Source organism: Palleronia caenipelagi, assembly GCF_007004065.1.
In the GTDB taxonomy this organism is placed as follows: Bacteria; Pseudomonadota; Alphaproteobacteria; order Rhodobacterales; family Rhodobacteraceae; genus Palleronia; species Palleronia caenipelagi.
In genome coordinates, this window is record NZ_VFSV01000038.1 from 1 (window position 1) to 18,611 (window position 18,611).

Consider the following 18,611-nt stretch of genomic DNA (forward strand, 5'->3'; position numbering starts at 1 on the left):
GCCCTTGTGACCGGCGCGGGTCCCATCGGGATCATGGTCGCACTGGCTGCGCTGGCGGGCGGTTGTGCCAAAGTCTTCATCTCCGATCTGGTGGATGACAAGCTCGGCGTCGCGGCGGCCTATGACGGGATCGAACCGATCAATGTCACCCGCGACAATCCCGCCGAGGTGCTCGCCGCCGCAACGGATGGCTGGGGCGCGGATGTGGTGTTCGAATGCGCGGGCGCGCCGCGATCGGTGCAATCGGCGCTGGAGGCCGCGGCGCCTGCGGGCTGCGTCGTGTGGGTGGGCATGCCCCCTGATCCGATCCCGTTCGATCTGGTGCTGGCCCAGTCGAAGGAGCTGCGCATGGAAACCGTGTTCCGCTACGCCAACATGTATGACCGCGCCATCGCGCTGATGGCCTCGGGCAAGGTGGACCTCAAGCCGCTGATCTCCGAGACCTTCGCCTTTGCCGACAGCATCGCCGCCTTCGACCGCGCCGTCGAAGCCCGCCCCACGGATGTGAAAATCCAGATCAAAGTAGCAGAGGGATGACCTCATGACCGACCTCGCCGAAACCCTGCTGGATGAGTTGCGCCCCGGTCTCGCCCCTGATGTGCTGGCCCAGACCGGACCTCTGGTGCGGGAAATCACCGGCGCGCGGCGCATCGCCTGCTACGGGGTCGGGCGCGAAGGCCTGATGATGCGCGCGCTGGCCATGCGGCTCTATCATCTCGGCTGTGATGTCCATGTGGTAGGCGACATGACGGCGCCGCCGCTGGGGGTAGGGGATTTACTGGTGCTCAGCGCCGGGCCGGGGGATTTCTCGACCGTTGCGGCGCTGCTGGGCGTCTCGCGGGATGCAGGCGCCCGCGTCGCTTGCCTCACCGCCGAACCGGATGGTCCTGTGCCAAGCGCCGCCGATCTGGTGGTGCATCTACCAGCCCAGACCATGGCCGCAGATCAGGGGGAGGCCGCCACCTCGATCTTGCCCATGGGCTCGCTCTATGAGGCGCTGATGTTTCTCTTTGGCGAAGTTCTGGTGCTGGAGCTGCGCGATCAACTGGGGGTGAGCCCCGAGGCGATGCGCGCCCGGCACACCAATCTGGAGTAACCCATGGCCGAGTGGCACAAACGGTTCAGTCTTGAGGGAAAGCGGGTGCTGATCACTGGCGCCTCATCCGGCATCGGGCGGGCTATCGCGGAGGTCTACGCCGATGCTGGCGCGGATATTGTGGCCCACGGGCGGTCCGAGGCGCGGTTGGCGCTGCTCGGTGATGTGGTGGCTCGTAAGGGGCGACTGTTCGAGGCGGTCACCGGGGATCTCGCCGATGCCGGGGACACCGTCGCGGTAGCCGAGGCGGCTCTGGCAGGCGGGCCTGTGGACGTTCTGGTGAACTGCGCAGGGATCGCTATTACCGGTCCGGTGGTCACCTACGATCCGGCAGACTGGAGCCGGACGCTGGCGGTCAACCTTACCGCGCCGTTCCTATTGTCCCGCGCTGTCCTGCCCGGGATGATCGCGCAAAAGCAGGGCAAGATCATCAACATTTCCTCTCAGACCGGGGTGATCGCCTTACCCGACCACGCAGCCTATGCGGCGTCCAAAGGCGGTCTGAACGCGCTGACGAAATCCCTTATGACCGAGGCCGCACCTCACAACGTGCAGGTCAACGCTATCTGCCCGACCGTGGTGCTGACCGAGATGGGCACCCAGCTCTGGTCCGCGCCAGAAAAGCGCGACCCGTTCCTGGCCCGCACGCCGCTGGGCCGGTTCGGGCAGCCGGTGGAGATCGCGGACATCGCGCTCTACCTCGCGTCGCCCGCCTCCAATCTGGTCAATGGCGAGCTGGTGATGATCGAAGGGGGCTATTCAAGTGTCTGAGACAGTTTTTGAAGACAGGGAGTTGATATGAGCGGAGCATTGGACGGAAAGACAGCGGCCATCACCGGCGCGGCTTCGGGAATTGGCCTCGCGACCGCGCGGGCGATGGCGGAGGCCGGGGCGGATGTGGTCCTCATCGACCGGGACGAAGCGGCCCTCGAGGCCGCGTGTGACGACCTCGGGCCAAAAGCGCACAGTATCATCCTCGATCTGCTCGACGGGGCTGCGGTCTCGGGGATGCTGCCGCGTCTTCTGGAGGCCACCGGGGGCCTCGATATCTTCTACGCAAATGCCGGGGCCTATGTCGGCGGCGCGGTTCTCGAAGCCGACCCCGATCACTGGGACCGCGTGCTGGACCTGAACACCAAGGCCGCCTTCCGCTCCGTCCACGCGGTTTTGCCCCATCTGGTGGCGCAGAAATCGGGGGACGTGATTTTTACGTCTTCGGTCGCGGGCGTCGTTCCGGTGGTCTGGGAACCCGTTTACACTGCCTCGAAATTCGCCGTGCAGGCCTTTGTCCATTCCACCCGCCGCCAGCTCATCCCCCATAACGTGCGCATGGGGGCGGTTTTGCCGGGGCCGGTGATCACCGCGCTTCTTGACGACTGGCCCAAAGCCAAGATGGAGGAAGCGCTGGCGACCCAGAGCCTGATGGAGGCCAAGGAGGTCGCCGACGCGGTGATGTTCATGGTAACCCGACCTCAGGGGGTCGTTATCCGGGATATGACCATCCTGCCCCATGGCTGCGATCTGTAAAGGGAAGTCCCATGACCCATTTCATCGGCATCGACGTCGGCACCGGCAGCGCAAGAGCCGGGGTATTTGACGCGCATGGGCAGCTTCTGGGCGCGGGCAAGAGCGACATCACCCTGTGGCATGACCCTGGCCACCGGGTAGAGCAAAGCTCGGCCGAGATCTGGCAAGCGGTCTGCGCGGCCACCCGTTCGGCGGTAGAGGCGTCCGGCGTCAGCCCGGACAGCATCGGCGGCATCGGGTTCGACGCGACCTGTTCGCTGGTGGTGTTGGGCGAGGGCGGGAAGCCTCTGCCCGTGGGAGACAGCGACGACGCTGCGCGGGATATCATCGTCTGGATGGATCATCGCGCCCTCGAGCAGACCGCGCGGATCAACCACATGGGGCACCGGGTTCTCGACTATGTGGGGGGCGTGATAAGCCCCGAGATGGAGACGCCCAAGCTCCTGTGGCTGAAGGAAAACAAGCCCGAGAGTTTTGATGCTGCATGGCAGTTTTTTGACCTGACGGATTTTCTGACCTGGAAAGCGACGGGCTCTCTGGCGCGCTCCATCTGCACCGTCACCTGCAAATGGACCTATGTGGCCAAATCCGGTGGCTGGGACGCGGATTATTTCCGCGAGATCGGGCTGGGTGCGTTGGCTAATGAGGGATTTACCCGGATCGGGACGGAGATTGTCGAGGCCGGGACGGCTCTGGGGCAAGGCCTGACCGAAGCCGCCGCTGCCGATCTGGGGCTGCGACCCGGAACGCCTGTGGGTGCTGGTCTCATCGACGCACACGCGGGGGGGATCGGAAGCGTTGGGGCCAATGCGTCGGACCGGCTGGCCTACGTGTTCGGCACGTCTTCCTGCACCATGACGACGACGCGGGATCCGGTCTTCGTGCCAGGTGTTTGGGGGCCCTATTATGCGGCGATGGTGCCGGGGATGTGGCTGAACGAAGGCGGCCAGTCCGCTGCCGGGGCCGCTATCGCCCAGCTCATCCGTCACCACCCGGCCCACGCCGAAGCCGCCGCTTTGGCCGGGTCCGCCGGGATGTCTTTGCCGGACTGGCTGGGTCAGCACGCGGTCGAGAGCGGGTCCATGGAGCAGATTGTCGCCCGTGCCGAAGGTCTCCACGTGGTACCGGAATTTCTCGGCAACCGCGCGCCCTTTGCCGATCCGAATACCCGCGCGGTGATCGCGGGGCTAGGTATGGCGGAGGATGTGGAGAGCCTCGTCGATCTCTATATCGCGGGGCTTTGTGGCGTCGCCTATGGCTTGCGGCAGATCATTGAGGCGCAGGCGGCGAAAGGCGCGCAGGTCTCCGAGGTGGTGATCAGCGGCGGCGCCGGACGGAGCGATCTGGTACGCCAGATGCTCGCTGATGCCACAGGCGTACCGCTGGCCGCGCCCGAGACCGACGAGCCGGTCCTGCTGGGGTCAGCCATTCTTGGAGCAGTGGCGGGTGGCGCGTTCCCAGAGGTAAGTACGGCCATGACCGCCATGTCCCGCGACAGCGCCACCTACAGCCCGGCCAGCGGGGCCTTGCGGCAGATCCATGATGCGCGGTTCGCGGTGTTTCAGGAGCTTCAGGCCGTGGCACGTCGAAGCAGGACCTGCTGACGGCCCCGGTCAGCGCGACCGGAGATATGCCTGCAACCCCGTGGGGTAGAGCGCCGGTCCGCAGGGGTGGTCCAGCGTCGCCGGGTCGAACCAGCGGGCGGTGCATTCGGTCCCGTCATGCTCACGAAAGGTAATCCGGGTCTGACCGACAAAGGCGCCGGATGGCAGGTCTACATCGAATGCGGCAATGACCTCGTGACCCGGTACGCCTCCGTGCACAAATATGTTCTCGAAGAACACCGGTGGGCCGAGAGGGGTCACGGTGATGCCCAGCTCTTCGCGAAACTCCCGGATCAGCGCGGCTTCGGCTGTTTCCCCGAACTCGACCGTTCCACCGAGGGGGCGGACGCCTTTGATCCGTCCGCTGTCGTCGCGCACCTCGGCGGCGAGCAAGAGACCGGCCCGCCAGTGCAAGCCAATCGCCTTAAATCGGATTTGTGCCGGGGGTCGCCAGTGGGTCATGGGGCGAGGGTAGGTCTCGCCACCGATCTCTGCAAGGTCAGTCCACCAGCCGGTATTGCCGCGCCTTGTTGCGAAGGAAGGGCAGGCCGTTCTCCATGACTTCCTCGAAGCTTTCCGCCACCGGGCGCCAGACCGAGAGGCCGAAGGCCACTTCGGGCGGCATGTTGATGAAACTCTCCATGGCTAGCCCGCCCTTGAAATTGATCGCCGCCAGAGCGCCATAGATCTCGTCCCAATCGCAGCAGCCAGAGCCCGGCGTGCCCCGGTCGCTCTCCGACAGATGAATATAGCGGATATGGTCCCGGCCATCGATGATGCCGTTTGCCGCGCCCTTTTCCTCGATATTCATGTGATAGGTGTCGAGATGCAGGAAGACGTTCTCCGCTCCGACCCGTTCGATCATCTCGACGCCCTGCCGCGCGGTGTTGATCAGGTGGGTCTCATAGCGGTTCACCGGCTCGACCCCCAGCAGCAGCCCCCGAGTTTTCGCATGGGCAGCGGCGGCCTCCATCACGCGGGCGACGTTGGAGAGCTCTCCTTCGGTCGGCGGCACGCCGGTGCGCTCGCCGATGCCGCCATAGATGACGCCGGACAGGGCCTCGGCGCCCATTTCCTGCGTCTTGTCGAGGGCGAGTTTGAGGAAGTCGATGGCACCATCGGGGTTGACCGACGCCCAGACCTCCTGCGGCAGTCCGAGCGAGCAGACGGCGCGCATCTCGTTGCGTTCCAACAGGTCGCGCGTGTGGGCCGCGTCTACCTTGTCCGGGGTGAGCAACGCGATTTCGAGGAAGTCCATGTCGTAATGGACCGCCGCCGCCACCGCGCGCTCGGCGCCCGCGCGGTCCCAGGTCATTGTCCACATGCTGGTATGTACGCCAAAGCCTTCCATGTCAGGTCCTTCCGAAACGGGTGATATTGAGCCGGCCCGCCGCCCAGCGGATCGCCATGACCGCGATCAGGAACAGGCCCCAGACCGCTGTCGCAAGATGCTGGTTCGCGCCGATGAGGTTGAGGCCGGAAGAGAGGGCTTGCAGAATCGCAAGGGCGAGGCAGACCGGCAGAACCCGGCCAAAGCCGCCGAACGGGTCCAGTCCGCCGAGGAAACAAGCCAGCACGGTGACGAGAAGGAGGGCTTCGCCATGGCCCACGCGCACCGAGTTGAAGCGCGCCGCCATCAGGATCCCCGCCACGGCGCAGATGAGGCCGGAGAGCGCGTAGAGCGTGGCCAGCGTGCGCTTGGTCGGGATACCGGAATACTCCGCCGCGTCGATATTGGAGCCGATCATAAACACTGAGAACCCGTGCCGGGTGCGTCGCAGCATTATGTGCCAGAGGATCGCGGCGGCGATGAAGATCAGGAGCGGGACGGGGATGCCCGCGAGGCTGCCGTGACCGATGACCTTCATATAATCGGGGAAGCCGGAGATATCTCCGCCCCTCGTCAGAAACTCTCCGAGGCCACGCAGGAAGATCATCATCGCCAGCGAGACGAGGATGGGATGAGCGCCCACATAAGCCACGATGAGCCCCATCATCAGCCCGGCCAGCGTGCCCACAAGGAGCGCGGCGAGGCTGCCGATAAGGAATGCCCCGATCCCGGCTTCCGGTCCACCGAAGGCGATCAGGACAGTGGCGAGGGTGAGGCCGGAGATATTGGCGGTGTAGATGATCGCGAGATTTAGTCCGCCCGACAAGATCGGCACCATCATGGCGAGAGTCAGCAGCCCGAGGACCGGGAGCTGAAACGCCATGGAGCCGAAATTGGACGCGGTTAGAAAGAGAGGTGTTGCCAGCGAAAACCCCACCACCACAACGAGGAGCGCGCCGAGGAGGGGCAGGGCCTCGGAGCCGAGGCTGCGGTTGATGCGGTGAATAAGGCTCATGCCGCGTCCCTTCCGGTTGTGGCTCTTCGGCGTCGCGCCGCGCCGCGCCAGTCGAAGTTCAGGTTCGACGACGAGATCGCCACGAGGATCGCCGCACCAATGATCATCTGGAAGGCAAAGGGCGAGACACCGAGCAGGTTCAGCCCGTTCCGCGTCACCGCCACGAACATCACCCCGAGGATGCAACCCAGCACCGAGCCACGCCCGCCTCCAAGGCGCGCTCCGCCGAGAACCACCGCCGCCAGCACGTCGAGCTCGCGGCCATAGAGCGCGTTCGGGATGACTTCCTGGGCAATGTTGACCTGCATCAGCCCGCCGATTCCGGCCATCATCCCCATCCATCCAAAGGCCACCGCCTGCATCAGAGCGATATTCACCCCGGCCCGCCGCGCGCCTTCGGGGTTGTCCCCAAAGGCGTAGAGCTGGCGGCCGATATTGGTCCAGCGGATGAGCACCACCGTGGCGAAAACACAGACGATCATAACCGCCACCGACAGGTTCAGCTCCGACCATACGCCGTTCTCGGACTGGTGCTCGAAGATGAAGATCCGGTCCACCCACCAGTCGGGCAGGGTATAGATGTTTCGCCCCTTGGTAAAAGACATCAGAAGCCCGAAATAGGCGTTGAAGGTGGCGATGGTGATGACGATGGAAATCACCCGGAAGCCATGGATCAGCGCGGCATTGATGAGCCCCAGCCCGATCCCGAGGCTGCCCGCGACGATAAACCCCAGCGCCCAGTTGCCCCCCGTGGCGCCAAAGATCTGCGCGGTCAGGTACTGCACCACGGACGCGGCCACGGCAAAGGAGATGTCGATCCCCCCCGCGATCAGCACCACCAGCAGGCCGACCGCCCAGATCAGGTCCACGGAATTGTTGTTCAGAAGCGAGGTCAGGTTAGCAAGCGTCAGAAAGCTGTCCGTACTGAGGGACAGGCCGAGCACTATGAGCGCGAGCACGATGGCCAGACGGGCTTCGACCGGATGGGTTGTAAAGAGCCTAGGCATAGATCCGGGCCTCCATCGCTTCGACAGTCGTACCGCGTGGGTCGTAGGTCTCCACAAGCCGCCCGTCCGCCATATGCAGCATCCGGTCGGCGTTGTGGTAGACTTCGCTCACCTCATCGGAGATCAACAGGATCGCCAGACCTGCCTCAGCCAGACGATGCACAATGCGAAAGATCCCGGCCCGCGCACCCACATCGACCCCGACGGTGGGGCTGTCGAGGATCAGCAGACGCGGTTCGGTGGCGAGCCATTTTGCCAGAACAACCCGCTGCTGGTTGCCGCCCGAGAGCGTGCTGACAGCATCCTCGGGACGGCCGATCTTGACCGCGAGATCTTCGATCCAGTGGCTGACGAGGACTTTTTTCTGTGCTGGTGAGATCAGCCCCAATCCGCCGAGGATCCGGTCGAGCACGGTGATCGAGATATTGTCGGCAATGGATTGCGGCTGGATCAGACCGAGTGACAGCCGGTCCTCGGAGACATAGGCTATGCCCAGCGAGATCGCCTCGCGGATGTTGCGGGGCCGTATCTCCCGCCCGCAGAGTTTAACCATGCCCCGATCCGGGCGGGTTCGCCCGATCAGTGCGTGGGCCAGTTCGGTCCGGCCCGCGCCGATGAGGCCGGTCAGCCCGACCACCTCGCCCTTGCGGATGGTGAGCGAGATATCCTCAAACTGGCCATGGCGGCTGAGGCCGTCGATTTCCAGCACAGGCGCTGCCGCACTCTTGTCCCGGGCGATCACCTGATGGTCCATGGTGTGGCCCGTCATTAACTCACCGAGCCGCGCCTGGGTCATGCCTTCGGTTGGATAGATGCCCTCCAGACGACCATCCCGCACCACTGTGACCCGCGACGAAATCTCCAGCACTTCAGCGAGCCGGTGGCTGACAAAGACGATGGCGACCCCTTCGGTAGAAAGGGTTCGCACAATCCCGAGCAGCGCATCGGTTTCGCTCTGGGTCAGGGAAGCGGTGGGCTCGTCCATGAAAATGAGCCGCGCCTCGCCCATCAGAGCCCGTGCAATGGCCACAATCTGGCGCTGGGCGATCGGCAGGGTGTTCAGTCGGGCGTCCAGATCAAGGGTCACCCCGAGCCGCTCCAGAAGCTGCGCGGCCCGCGCACGGATCTGCCCAAGCGCGGCCAGCCGGGGACGCCCCCCCACCATCTGATCGAAGCCGATATTCTCGGCGACCGTCATATGGGGAAACAACGCCAGATCCTGCCAGATTACCGCGATGCCCATGTCACGCGCCTGCGTCGGTGTCATGCCGGTCTGCGGCTCGCCAAAAACCTCGATCTCCGCGCCGGGTTCGGGGGTATAGACGCCGGTGACGATCTTGATCAGCGTACTCTTGCCGCAGCCGTTTTCACCGGCAAGACAATGCACCTCGCCAGCGCGCACGTTGAAATCCACCTGATTGAGCGCCTGTACCCCGCCGAATCGTTTTGACACGCCACGCAGCTTCAGCGCGAAGGGCGCGCCTTCCTTTGTTCCGCTCATCCCGGTCTCCACCATCCGCTCCCGGAAAAACCCCGCCCGTGCGAGACGGGCGGGGAGGTCAGGGAGGATCAGAGGCCCTTATCGGCCAGTTCGTCCACCGTGCTCGCGTTGATCTCGAGCAGGTTGTCGGTGATGATGTTGGACCCGTCGGGGCTCACAACGCCCAGGCCGGGAATGTCGGTCCCGTCGGCGATCTCCTCGCCATCCACCAGCATCTTGCCCATGGTGACGAAGACGCGGCCCGCCTCAGCCGGGTTCCACATGTAGCCGCCTGTTATTGTTCCGTCTTTCACCAGCTTACGACCCTGTCCGGGGGAAAACGGTCCCATCACATGGACCTTGCCGGTCAGGCGGCGCTCCTCGATGGCGCGGCCCGCCCCGATGGGTCCCTGACTGCCAAAGGCGAGGAAACCGCGCAGATCCGGGTTCGCCGCGATCAGGTCGAGCGCGGTGGAGCGGCTGTCATCGACGCTCTCGGCCACGCCGTAGCGTTCGCCCACGGGGGTGAGTTTGTCGCTGCAATTCTCCTCGATCCACTTGATGCCTGCATCAGCCCAGGCATTGTGGAGCGGCACCGTGAGCGAGCCCACATAGACCGCATAGGTCCCGACCTCTTCGGTGCTCGCGCACAGGAGTTTCGCATGGGCCTCGCCAAAGCCCTGCGCCGAGGCGAGCTCGAAATTCCAGTCCACGTTTTGCAAGCCCGGCCCCTCATGAGAGACGACCTTGATGCCAGCATCCCGGGCCTTCTGCAGGACCGGCTCCAGCGCCGCCTCGTCATTGGGAACGACGCCGATCACATCCACGCCCTTCGCGATCAGGTCCTCGATAGCGCGCACCTGCAAGGCCGGATCCGCGGAGGTCGGGCCGATCATCTCGGCCTCCATGCCGATCTCTTCGGCCCGGTCCTGGATGCCGGTCTCCATGGCGTTGAACCACGGGATACCCCCGATTTTCACAACGACACCCATGGTCGGCGTCTCGCTGTTGGCAGCGGTGACCAGACCGGCAGCCAAGGCCAAACCTGACACAAGTGTTTTTCCAAATCTCATCGCAATCCTCCCCAGGAGTGTGTTTTCCAATTGCCTGACGCCCAAGCTCCTCCACTCGAGCGATTCTGCGCAATCGATGGTGCAGAATTGTCCATATCCGTAATTTTTGTCAATGCACAATCGGTGGTGCATTGCGCATTCGGTCATATGAAATTAAATCTGGGCCATGGCGGAGACAAAACCCCAAACGATCTACGATATCGCCCGACTGGCCGAAGCCTCTCCGTCGACGGTGAGTGCAGCGCTGAACGGCAATTGGAAAAAGCGCCGGATTGCCCGGGCAACAGTGGAGCGGATCCAGCGCATTGCCTCCGAACATGGCTATTCCGCAAACCAGCAGGCGCGGGCGCTCAGGACGGCGAAATCGGGACTGGTGGGAATGATCCTGCCTCAGCATGACAACCGGTTCTTTTCCTCGGTCGGACAGTGCTTTTCCAACGAGGCCCGCGCAAGGGGTGGGTTACCGGCAATCGTTTCCACCCGGCGCGAGCGGGATCAGGAAGTCGAAGCGGTCCGGCAGCTCATCTCGTACTCCGTCGATGCGCTGATGCTTGTGGGAACTACCCATCCCGAAGAACTCAGCGCGATTTGCCGCGCCGAGAATGTGCCGCATGTATTCGTCGACCAGCCCTGTCAGGGCGCACCTTCGGTGGTCACCGATAACAGGGGCGGGGCGCGGGCGCTGGCCGAAATTCTGTTGCAGGCCGCTCCAGACGCCGGAGAGGCGGATACCGTTTTCCTTGGGGGCAATGCGGACCTGCCTGCAACAAGCTTGCGGATTCTGGGTTATCAGGACGCGTTGCGCTCTGCTGGGCGTCAAGGCCGGGTTATCGCCTGTGGCTACAGGCGCGCGCCCACGCGTGACGCCCTGACGCGAGAGTATGAACGTCGAGGACGCCTACCGGAGGTTCTGCTGGTCAATTCCATCGGTTGTCTTGAAGGCGTTCTGGAATTTCTCGTGACCCTGCCTCTGGATGAGGTGGATCAATGTCAGCTCGGCAGTTTCGATTTCGATCCGTTTGGGCGGCTTTTGCGGCATCCGATCCCCATGGTCCGGCAGCGCGCGGATGAGTTGATTAGGGTCGCCTATGACCACCTTGACGGTGGAACATGGAGCCGCGATAGCTTCGATCCGATCATCGTTGCACCGGAACTGATCCTGCCCGATGATGATCATTTTACGCGGGTCAACCAACCTGCGTTGCCGGTCGGTTGACTTCTGAACCGCCGGGGCGTGACCGCCGCATATTTTGACGCCCTGACAATCACTATTACCATTCTCGGTTGCGATCGGGCTCGCAACTCCGTCGAAACGGACCCAAGCACCTTTGCCTACTAAGGCAACAGCAGATGTGACACGCCGGTCAATGCAAAGCGGTCAGTTCGGTATGGAGGTCTGCGGCCTCCCTGTAGAGACCGGCATAGAATGGCATCATCCGGTCATAGATCTCGGCCCTGGCGGGGTCTGGGTCGATTTCGTCGGTATAACGCACCATCCTGGCAGCGACGGTTTGCAGATCTGGCACGGGTCCCGTGGCGGTCGCCATGATCATGGCTGCACCGACGACGCCGCATTCCAGGTCTTCACGCACGAGACGGGGTGTGCCGTACCTGATGGCCTTGATACGCAGCCAGAGGTGCGTGCTGCATAGATCAAGCTGAGCGCGCATTCGTCCCCATCCCTGGCCTTTCAAATGACACGCCTGTAGGCCGCGCGACCGAGGTCGGTCACGCGGTTAAGGGCTTTGACGGCGATCACGATCTCGAGTTTCTGTGCCTCCATTTTGCGGCCGCGTAGCGCGGGTCCGATCACCTGCTTGAAGCGACCGATCTGGGCTTCGCCACGGAAGCGCTGACCGTAGCCGGTTGCCTTCTGCCAAGCGATCCGGCCGTGGTCGGCGATCATCTGGATATGGGCATTTCGGATCGCGCAATCGCCCGGGACGGCGTTGCTCGGTGGCGGAATGATCACCTCCACATCCGGCCCGAAGGCTTCCTGTATCGTCGCTGCGGGCGGCGCGCTGTCATAGGCGCCATTGCCGAGGAAACGGCACACAACCTCCGCCACCTGAGCCAGCAACCCGGGCAGCGCGCCGGGATCGCCGACCTGCTCGGTGGTCAGGCTGGACGTGACGATGTGACCGCTCTCGGGGTCGAGGCCGATATGCGGCTCCGTAAAGTTAAGAGCAGCAGAGCAAGTATCGGCTGATTTTGCCGATCAAGCGAGCTCGACGCCTGCGATGTTCCACCACAAGCTCATCGCGGTTTGACGGAGATCGCGGAATTCTTCGGAGGTCATTTCATGGCGGGGCAGCTGGAACAGATTGGCAATCGGGTCGTGGATCGGGACGAAGCGCTGCAGATGTCTCGGCGACTTGAAACCCTTCATGACCCGCTCCCTTCGTCGCACAGGTTGGTGAGAATTCTCACCACGATTGTTAAGGCCTTTATGGGATCGGTGCTCGACACCCGGCGTGATCTCCCTCTTCGCCGCCGGACAGGAGCGCAGCTTGTCGGTGATCATGACGCGGGGAAGGCCGTTCTTTTTCAGAAGTTTGCGGAGAAGACGCTTGGCGGCTTTTTTATCCCGGTGGCTCTGGGTAAGGACGAAGCCCTCCTGATCTGTGGCGCGCCAGAGCCAGTGTTTCCGGCCCCGGATCTTTACCACAACCTCATCAAGGTGCCACTTATCGCCCATCTGCCCGGATGACCGTTCACGAATCTTTCTTGCGTACTGCCGTCCAAATTTCTCAGCCCGGGCCAGCACAGTCTGGCGCGACACGATGATCCCGCGCACGGCTAACAGATCTTCAACCATCCGCAGGCTTAGCGGAAGCTTGAAATACAGCCAAACTGCATAAGCGATCACGTCCGGCGGGAAACGATGGCGGCGTTAGAGGTCAGCGGGATCAAGCCGCCAGATCGCATATCCCAACGATCACCGCACTAACTTTACAGTGCCTGTGGAACGCATCCGAGAGAACAGCAATCGAACCGGTCCAGATGCCAACCGCCAGTTCGATCACGAAATAGACTCCAGTGAGCCAGGCAGAAATGATCAGCGCCCTGACTTACGCTGGCATGTGGCCGGAATGGGAGTGGGAGACCATATTATTTATCCCTTCGCGTTGGGCGGGTTTCGCGCCAAATGCCTATGGCCACGGACAGGGCGGTGAAGCCACCCAGAGCAATCGCGGTCCAAGTTGCGGTTTTTACATCGCCGTTCATCGCTTCACTGCCAAGATGGGCAAGAAGAAAGCTCGCCGGGACAATGCCGACAAACGTCGCGATGGCAAAGCGCCAGAGGTGCAGCGCGCTGAGGCCGGCCGCATAGCTGATCATGTCAAATGACAAAAAGGGCAGCAATCGGCTCGCGAACACGATCAGGGTCAGCAAGTTCTGGGAACCCAGCAAACCCTTGCCTATCGCATGCCCAAAACGCCGTTCGACAAAGGGGCGACCAAGCGCGCGTGCAAGCAAAAAAGCCACAATCGCTCCGGTTTCCGCGCCAATCACCACAAGAACAGTGCCAAACGTGTGGCCGTAGGCTGCCCCGGCAGCAAGCGCGATCGGAGCCGAGGGCAACGGGCTTGCCACAACCGCGATCGTCATGAGGACAACAACAAGAGCCGGGCCGAACAGACCCGCCGCGTCTATCCAGAAGCGCAGGTCATCGCGTTGAGGCATGGCAATGTCAATGCCCAGAAGGCCCGGACGCGCAAGCGCCAGAAGCAGCAGAACGATACAGATGATCAGTAGTAGCCGCATCATCAGCTATGAAATCAAGTCGGTGTTGCGTCGTAACCGGCGGCTTTGATCGCACTTACAATTTCGTCGGGCGAAAGTGCGGTTTCGACGGCTACGAACTGCTGTTCAAGATCGGTGGTGACTTTGGCCAGTGGGTCAAGCGCGGCGATCTCTTTGGTGATTGTGGCGGTACAATGTCCGCAGCTCATTTCGGGGACGTGGAAGCGCATGGGAGTATCCTTTTGGTATTTCAATCACGATATGGAGCTTCCAGTGGGGGGAAGGTCAATGGAAATCCGACAGCATCAAAAAACTCTGCTTTTTCTCTTGAGTTTCCAGTGACTGGAATCCTTATACATGGGTCAAACGACTCGCAAAGGCGGATGTCATGGATGGAAATGAACGAACAACGCTCAATATCGAAGGCATGACATGTGCGTCATGTGTCGGGCGCGTGGAAAAGGCCCTGTCGGCTGTTGACGGGATCACAGATGTAGCGGTCAACATGGCAACAGAAACGGCGCAGTTCACAGCCGACAAACCGGCAGTTCTGGCTGAGGCGGCGCAGATTCTGGAGACGCTCGGCTATCCGGCGCGAACCTCCAAGGTTACGCTGAACATTGCCTCGATGTCCTGCGCTTCCTGCGTTGGCCGTGTCGACAAGGCACTTGCAGAGGTGCCGGGTGTCGTGTCCGTGTCAGTGAACCTAGCGGCCGAAACGGCGGCGGTTGAGTTTCTGGATGGGGCAATGACGGTTTCCGATCTGATGGTGGCGTCGGCTGCGAGCGGTTACCCGGCCGAACTGTCCGATGCCGATGCCAGCCAATCCCGTGCCGAGCGCAAGGCCGACGAGGCACGCGCCCTGTCCCGGCGCGTCGCCCTTGCGGCGGCGCTCGCACTCCCGGTTTTCATCCTGGAAATGGGTGCGCATCTGATCCCGGCCTTTCACCATTTCATTGCAAACTCGATAGGCATTCAGACCTCGTGGCTTATCCAGTTCGTATTGGCGACACTTGTGCTCTTTGGTCCGGGGCTTCAGTTCTATGCCAAGGGTATCCCGGCACTTGCGAAGGGCGCACCGGATATGAACAGTCTGGTTGCCGTCGGAACCGGCGCGGCCTGGAGTTACTCAGTGGTGGCGACATTCCTGCCAGGCCTGCTGCCCGAAGGCGTGCGCGCGGTTTATTATGAAGCAGCGGCGGTTATCGTTGTCCTGATCCTTATCGGGCGCTGGCTGGAGGCTCGCGCCAAGGGGCGCACCGGCGCCGCGATCCAAGCGCTTCTGAGCTTGCAGGTGCGGACCGCGCGGGTGCTCCGTGATGGCGAAACAGTCGAGGTGGATGTGGACACCCTTGCCGTGGGCGACCTGATCCTGGTCCGCCCCGGAGAGCGCATCCCGGTTGATGGCGACGTGACCGAAGGCACCAGCAACGTCGATGAAAGCATGATCACCGGTGAACCTGTTCCGGTGGCAAAATCGGCAGGCGCGGCTGTCACAGGCGGAACCGTCAACGGCACCGGCAGCCTTACATTCCGGGCCGCACGCGTCGGCGCCGATACAACTCTGGCACAGATCATCCACATGGTCGAAGAGGCGCAAGGTGCGAAACTGCCCATTCAGGGCCTCGTCGACCGGGTGACGCTGTGGTTTGTGCCTGCGGTCATGGCGTTTGCCGTCCTGACTGTGGTGGTGTGGCTGATCCTTGGCCCGGATCCGGCACTGACCTTTGCGCTGGTTGCTGGCGTCTCTGTCCTGATCATCGCCTGCCCCTGCGCCATGGGGCTGGCCACGCCAACCTCGATCATGGTTGGCACCGGCCGTGCTGCCGAGATGGGCGTGCTCTTCCGCAAGGGCGATGCCTTGCAGGCGCTGTCCGAGGTCGGTGTCGTCGCCGTCGACAAGACCGGAACGGTCACTGAAGGCAAACCCACACTGACCGACATTGTGCTCGCAAACGGGTTCGACCGCCAGCAAGTGCTTGGCCAGATTGCGGCGGTCGAAGCGCTGTCCGAACATCCGATTGCCGAGGCCATTGTTCGCGGGGCGGAAAACGAAGGAGTTGATTTACCACAGGCCGAAACGTTCCGATCGGTCACGGGCTACGGCGTAACCGCATCCGTCAACGGACAAGATGTCATGGTAGGTGCGGATCGTTACATGAACCGGGAAGGCATAGAGGTTGCGCCCCTTCAGGACACCGAGCGGGATTTGGCAAAGCGCGGCCGCACGGCACTCTATGCCGCCATCGACGGCAGGCTTGCAGCGGTGATCGCAGTGGCTGACCCGGTTAAACCTGAAAGCCGTGCGGCCATCGAGACCTTACACCGGGCCGGGCTGCATGTCGTCATGATAACTGGCGACAAACGCGAGACAGCCGAAGCAATCGCCAAGGAAACTGGCATTGATCAGGTGATCGCCGGCGTGCTGCCAGATGGCAAAATCGCCGCGCTCGACGATCTGCGGGCCAGGGGCCGCAAGATCGCCTTTGTCGGAGATGGTATCAACGACGCACCAGCTCTGGCCCATGCCGATGTGGGCATCGCTATCGGCACCGGAACCGATGTGGCGATTGAATCTGCCGATGTCGTGCTGATGTCCGGTGATTTGCGCGGCGTGGTGAACGCTGTCGAGGTCTCGCGCCGCACAATGGCGAATATCCGGCAGAACCTGATCTGGGCGTTCGGCTATAACGTTGCTCTGATCCCGGTCGCGGCGGGCGTGCTCTATCCGGCCTTTGGTATACTCCTGTCGCCGGTCTTTGCTGCGGGTGCCATGGCGCTTTCCTCGGTTTCGGTACTGGCCAATGCGCTGCGCCTGCGCCGCGTCGCTCCGGCAATGAGCGAAACAACATCCCCACCTGCTCAAACCAAATCGGTTTCTGAGCACGGGGCACGCCAGATTGGAGGCACGACATGAATATCGGAGAAGTCGCCGAACGTTCGGGGCTTCCGCCCAAGACGATCCGCTACTACGAGGACATCGGGCTGGTCCGCCCGCTGCGCAGCGATAATGGCTATCGTGCGTTCCGCGAAACCGATCTGCACAAGCTGGCCTTTCTTGGACGTGCACGGGCGCTTGGGTTTTCGATCGAGGATTGCCGCTTGCTGCTCAGCCTCTACGAGGATGAAAGCCGTGAAAGCGCTCAGGTGAAATCCATCGCAGAGGAACACCTGACCGCCATAGAAAAAAAGATCGCTCAACTAGAGGCAATGCGCGAGACGCTTTCGCATCTGGTCATGTCCTGCCACGGTGACAATCGGCCCGACTGCCCCATTCTAAGTGATCTTGCAACCGGGCCCGGCGATCGAAACTGACGCGGAGATCGAAGCACGGTTATCAAAAACCCAACGAAACGTATCGCATATAGTCGGCCATCGTCTTCAATTCGCCCGACACAGCGGTTGGTTGTCGCCTTGCAACAGCGAGTCATTCCAACCAACCAATTTTCCGAAGTTTCCCGCAATATCTTAGACATCGGGCTGTGGCGAGGCGTTTCAACGGCCGCTCTGGCAGACTGGGCCGTGTCGCAGCGAACGGCCCGCTGCGCAAGCGACAAAATGCTGCGCTAGCATTCGCAGTGCGGGCAAAAGTCCGGTTTGTCCCGCACACCCGACCTTCGAAGCACAAAGAATGCTGCGCTGCTCAAGTGAGGCTGACGTCGCGCAACACTGCAAGAGAAATTTGCCAAGACCGCCTGACCGGACCTCCGATTTTCGGAGGTCTCCGGTCCGGTCAGGCTCATCGCATCATCTCAGATGTTGCAATTCAAGACAGATGTTCTTCCCTCTCGGGAGCGAGGCGGCGCCATCAGATCATCCGGTGCTGTGGGTCAGTCCTGTGTCGTGGTGCCCAGCAAGGCCTGCGTTTCGCTTCCTTTCGCGCCAGCCGCGATAAACACCACACGCCCCCCGGCCTCGGCCGCCGTGGTGACGGCCTCCATCTCGTTGACCGAGGTGAAAAAGGTCAGCGCGTCCCGTGCGTCCAGCCCGGTCTTCGCGGTGAATTTCTCCAGAGCTTCGGCATTTCCCTCGGCGATGACGGCGCGGAATTGCGCGAAGGCCTCGCCCTTGATTTTAAGCGCTTCCCCCTCCGCATTTGCCGCAGCGACGGATTTGATGCGCACCGCCTCGCCTTCATTGGTCGCAGCTTCCATCAACCGCTGGGCTGCAATGACCCGGTCGAAGGCTTCGCGCAGCTCGTCTGAGGGTTGCGGATCGTCCACGAGGACGTTTTCGATCTGGTAGCCAAACTCGGCCATGCGGGCCCCAAGTGTCGCCTCGACATCCTGCTCAAAGGCGTCGCGGCCCTTGAAGAGATCATCGAAACTCATGCTCGACGCCGTGGAGCGGACCTGATTGACGACATAGCTGCGGATCTGGCCTTCCGGATCATCAAGACGGTAATAGGCCGCTTCCTCCCCCCCGGATCTCACTGAGAACTGCACCCGGATCGGGACCACCACAAAGGCATTGTCGGAGCTTTTGACCCCCACATCCTCCGCGATCTCTCGCACCCGGAGCGAAAAGTCCGGTGTGGCGCGCTGGATCGGCCAGGGCAGCTTCAGCGACAGACCTGCGTTCCGGACGGAGCTGAACTTTCCGAAGGTCTCGATCAGCCGGACATTTTGCTGGCGGGTGATCACGATCATCGACGGGATCGCGGCCAGCAGGACGATGATGATGATTGGGATCAAAATAAGAACGATATCTGACATGGCTTTTACTCCTGGTT

The 18,611-nt window shown here is 62.3% G+C and carries 20 protein-coding genes and 1 pseudogene; 8 read left to right on the forward strand and 13 right to left on the reverse strand.

The window, feature by feature from the left end; translation table 11 throughout:
* The 5 genes from FEV53_RS15630 to FEV53_RS15650 form a co-directional block, all read left to right on the forward strand.
* Positions 1 to 537: zinc-binding dehydrogenase (locus FEV53_RS15630; protein ID WP_142835728.1), on the forward strand; the 537-nt coding region annotated here is incomplete at its 5' end.
* Positions 538 to 541: 4 nt separating this feature from the next.
* Positions 542 to 1,096 carry an SIS domain-containing protein gene (locus FEV53_RS15635; RefSeq protein ID WP_142835729.1) on the forward strand — a complete coding sequence of 185 codons (555 nt, stop codon included), beginning with the start codon at positions 542 to 544 and terminating at the stop codon, positions 1,094 to 1,096.
* A gap of 3 nt (positions 1,097 to 1,099) precedes the next feature.
* A complete protein-coding gene (locus FEV53_RS15640; protein ID WP_142835730.1) occupies positions 1,100 to 1,867 on the forward strand; it encodes an SDR family NAD(P)-dependent oxidoreductase in 768 nt (255 codons plus the stop codon).
* A gap of 27 nt (positions 1,868 to 1,894) precedes the next feature.
* Positions 1,895 to 2,623, forward strand: coding sequence for an SDR family oxidoreductase (locus FEV53_RS15645; protein WP_142835731.1), 729 nt, complete (start codon positions 1,895 to 1,897; stop codon positions 2,621 to 2,623).
* 11 nt (positions 2,624 to 2,634) lie between these two features.
* Entirely contained in the window at positions 2,635 to 4,227 is a 1,593-nt protein-coding gene (locus FEV53_RS15650) for an FGGY-family carbohydrate kinase (RefSeq protein ID WP_142835732.1), read from the forward strand.
* A 9-nt stretch (positions 4,228 to 4,236) separates the two neighbouring features.
* Here the strand turns inward: FEV53_RS15650 and FEV53_RS15655 are convergent, their stop codons facing one another.
* The 6 genes from FEV53_RS15655 to FEV53_RS15680 all read right to left on the reverse strand — a co-directional run bounded on the left by FEV53_RS15655 (position 4,237) and on the right by FEV53_RS15680 (position 10,132).
* Positions 4,237 to 4,689: an NUDIX hydrolase gene (locus tag FEV53_RS15655; protein WP_142835733.1), complete on the reverse strand. Its 453-nt coding sequence runs from the start codon at positions 4,687 to 4,689 to the stop codon at positions 4,237 to 4,239.
* A 37-nt stretch (positions 4,690 to 4,726) separates the two neighbouring features.
* Positions 4,727 to 5,542, reverse strand: a complete 816-nt coding sequence (locus FEV53_RS15660) for a sugar phosphate isomerase/epimerase family protein (protein WP_246100841.1) — start codon at positions 5,540 to 5,542, stop codon at positions 4,727 to 4,729.
* Between the two features lie 37 nt (positions 5,543 to 5,579).
* Positions 5,580 to 6,572, reverse strand: a complete 993-nt coding sequence (locus FEV53_RS15665) for an ABC transporter permease (RefSeq protein ID WP_142835735.1) — start codon at positions 6,570 to 6,572, stop codon at positions 5,580 to 5,582.
* A complete protein-coding gene (locus FEV53_RS15670) occupies positions 6,569 to 7,579 on the reverse strand; it encodes an ABC transporter permease (protein WP_142835736.1) in 1,011 nt (336 codons plus the stop codon). Before FEV53_RS15670 ends, FEV53_RS15665 begins: the two co-directional genes overlap by 4 nt.
* Positions 7,572 to 9,080: a sugar ABC transporter ATP-binding protein gene (locus FEV53_RS15675; RefSeq protein ID WP_185962252.1), complete on the reverse strand. Its 1,509-nt coding sequence runs from the start codon at positions 9,078 to 9,080 to the stop codon at positions 7,572 to 7,574. Before FEV53_RS15675 ends, FEV53_RS15670 begins: the two co-directional genes overlap by 8 nt.
* Positions 9,081 to 9,148: 68 nt before the next feature.
* A complete protein-coding gene (locus tag FEV53_RS15680; RefSeq protein WP_142835738.1) occupies positions 9,149 to 10,132 on the reverse strand; it encodes a substrate-binding domain-containing protein in 984 nt (327 codons plus the stop codon).
* Between the two features lie 166 nt (positions 10,133 to 10,298).
* On the opposite strand from FEV53_RS15680, the gene FEV53_RS15685 reads away from it, so the two are divergent.
* A complete protein-coding gene (locus FEV53_RS15685) occupies positions 10,299 to 11,348 on the forward strand; it encodes a LacI family DNA-binding transcriptional regulator (protein ID WP_142835739.1) in 1,050 nt (349 codons plus the stop codon).
* Positions 11,349 to 11,496: 148 nt separating this feature from the next.
* On the opposite strand, the gene FEV53_RS15690 is transcribed toward FEV53_RS15685, so the two are convergent.
* From FEV53_RS15690 to FEV53_RS15715, 6 genes and pseudogenes are all read right to left on the reverse strand, one after another.
* A complete protein-coding gene (locus FEV53_RS15690) occupies positions 11,497 to 11,802 on the reverse strand; it encodes a hypothetical protein (protein ID WP_142835740.1) in 306 nt (101 codons plus the stop codon).
* A gap of 20 nt (positions 11,803 to 11,822) precedes the next feature.
* Positions 11,823 to 12,296: a hypothetical protein gene (locus FEV53_RS15695; RefSeq protein WP_342778306.1), complete on the reverse strand. Its 474-nt coding sequence runs from the start codon at positions 12,294 to 12,296 to the stop codon at positions 11,823 to 11,825.
* 54 nt (positions 12,297 to 12,350) lie between these two features.
* A pseudogene (locus tag FEV53_RS15700) lies at positions 12,351 to 13,019 on the reverse strand (IS6 family transposase); the annotation flags it as partial.
* Positions 13,020 to 13,041: 22 nt separating this feature from the next.
* Positions 13,042 to 13,194 (reverse strand): cation efflux transmembrane domain-containing protein, encoded by a 153-nt coding sequence (locus FEV53_RS21925; RefSeq protein ID WP_281283543.1) that lies wholly within the window; start codon positions 13,192 to 13,194, stop codon positions 13,042 to 13,044.
* 49 nt (positions 13,195 to 13,243) lie between these two features.
* Positions 13,244 to 13,900 carry a TVP38/TMEM64 family protein gene (locus FEV53_RS15710; RefSeq protein WP_425465496.1) on the reverse strand — a complete coding sequence of 219 codons (657 nt, stop codon included), beginning with the start codon at positions 13,898 to 13,900 and terminating at the stop codon, positions 13,244 to 13,246.
* Between the two features lie 14 nt (positions 13,901 to 13,914).
* A complete protein-coding gene (locus tag FEV53_RS15715; protein WP_142835744.1) occupies positions 13,915 to 14,109 on the reverse strand; it encodes a heavy-metal-associated domain-containing protein in 195 nt (64 codons plus the stop codon).
* Positions 14,110 to 14,267: 158 nt separating this feature from the next.
* Here FEV53_RS15715 and FEV53_RS15720 point away from each other — a divergent pair, with 158 nt between their 5' ends.
* Positions 14,268 to 16,796, forward strand: a complete 2,529-nt coding sequence (locus tag FEV53_RS15720; RefSeq protein WP_142835745.1) for a heavy metal translocating P-type ATPase — start codon at positions 14,268 to 14,270, stop codon at positions 16,794 to 16,796.
* On the forward strand, positions 16,793 to 17,194 hold the full coding sequence (cueR, locus tag FEV53_RS15725) for a Cu(I)-responsive transcriptional regulator (RefSeq protein ID WP_142835746.1): 402 nt from the start codon (positions 16,793 to 16,795) through the stop codon (positions 17,192 to 17,194). Before FEV53_RS15720 ends, cueR begins: the two co-directional genes overlap by 4 nt.
* 515 nt (positions 17,195 to 17,709) lie before the next feature.
* Here the strand turns inward: cueR and FEV53_RS15730 are convergent.
* The gene (locus FEV53_RS15730; protein ID WP_142835747.1) at positions 17,710 to 18,594 is read right to left on the reverse strand and encodes an SPFH domain-containing protein; all 885 of its coding nucleotides are present in this window, start codon (positions 18,592 to 18,594) and stop codon (positions 17,710 to 17,712) included.
* Positions 18,595 to 18,611 lie beyond the last annotated feature (17 nt).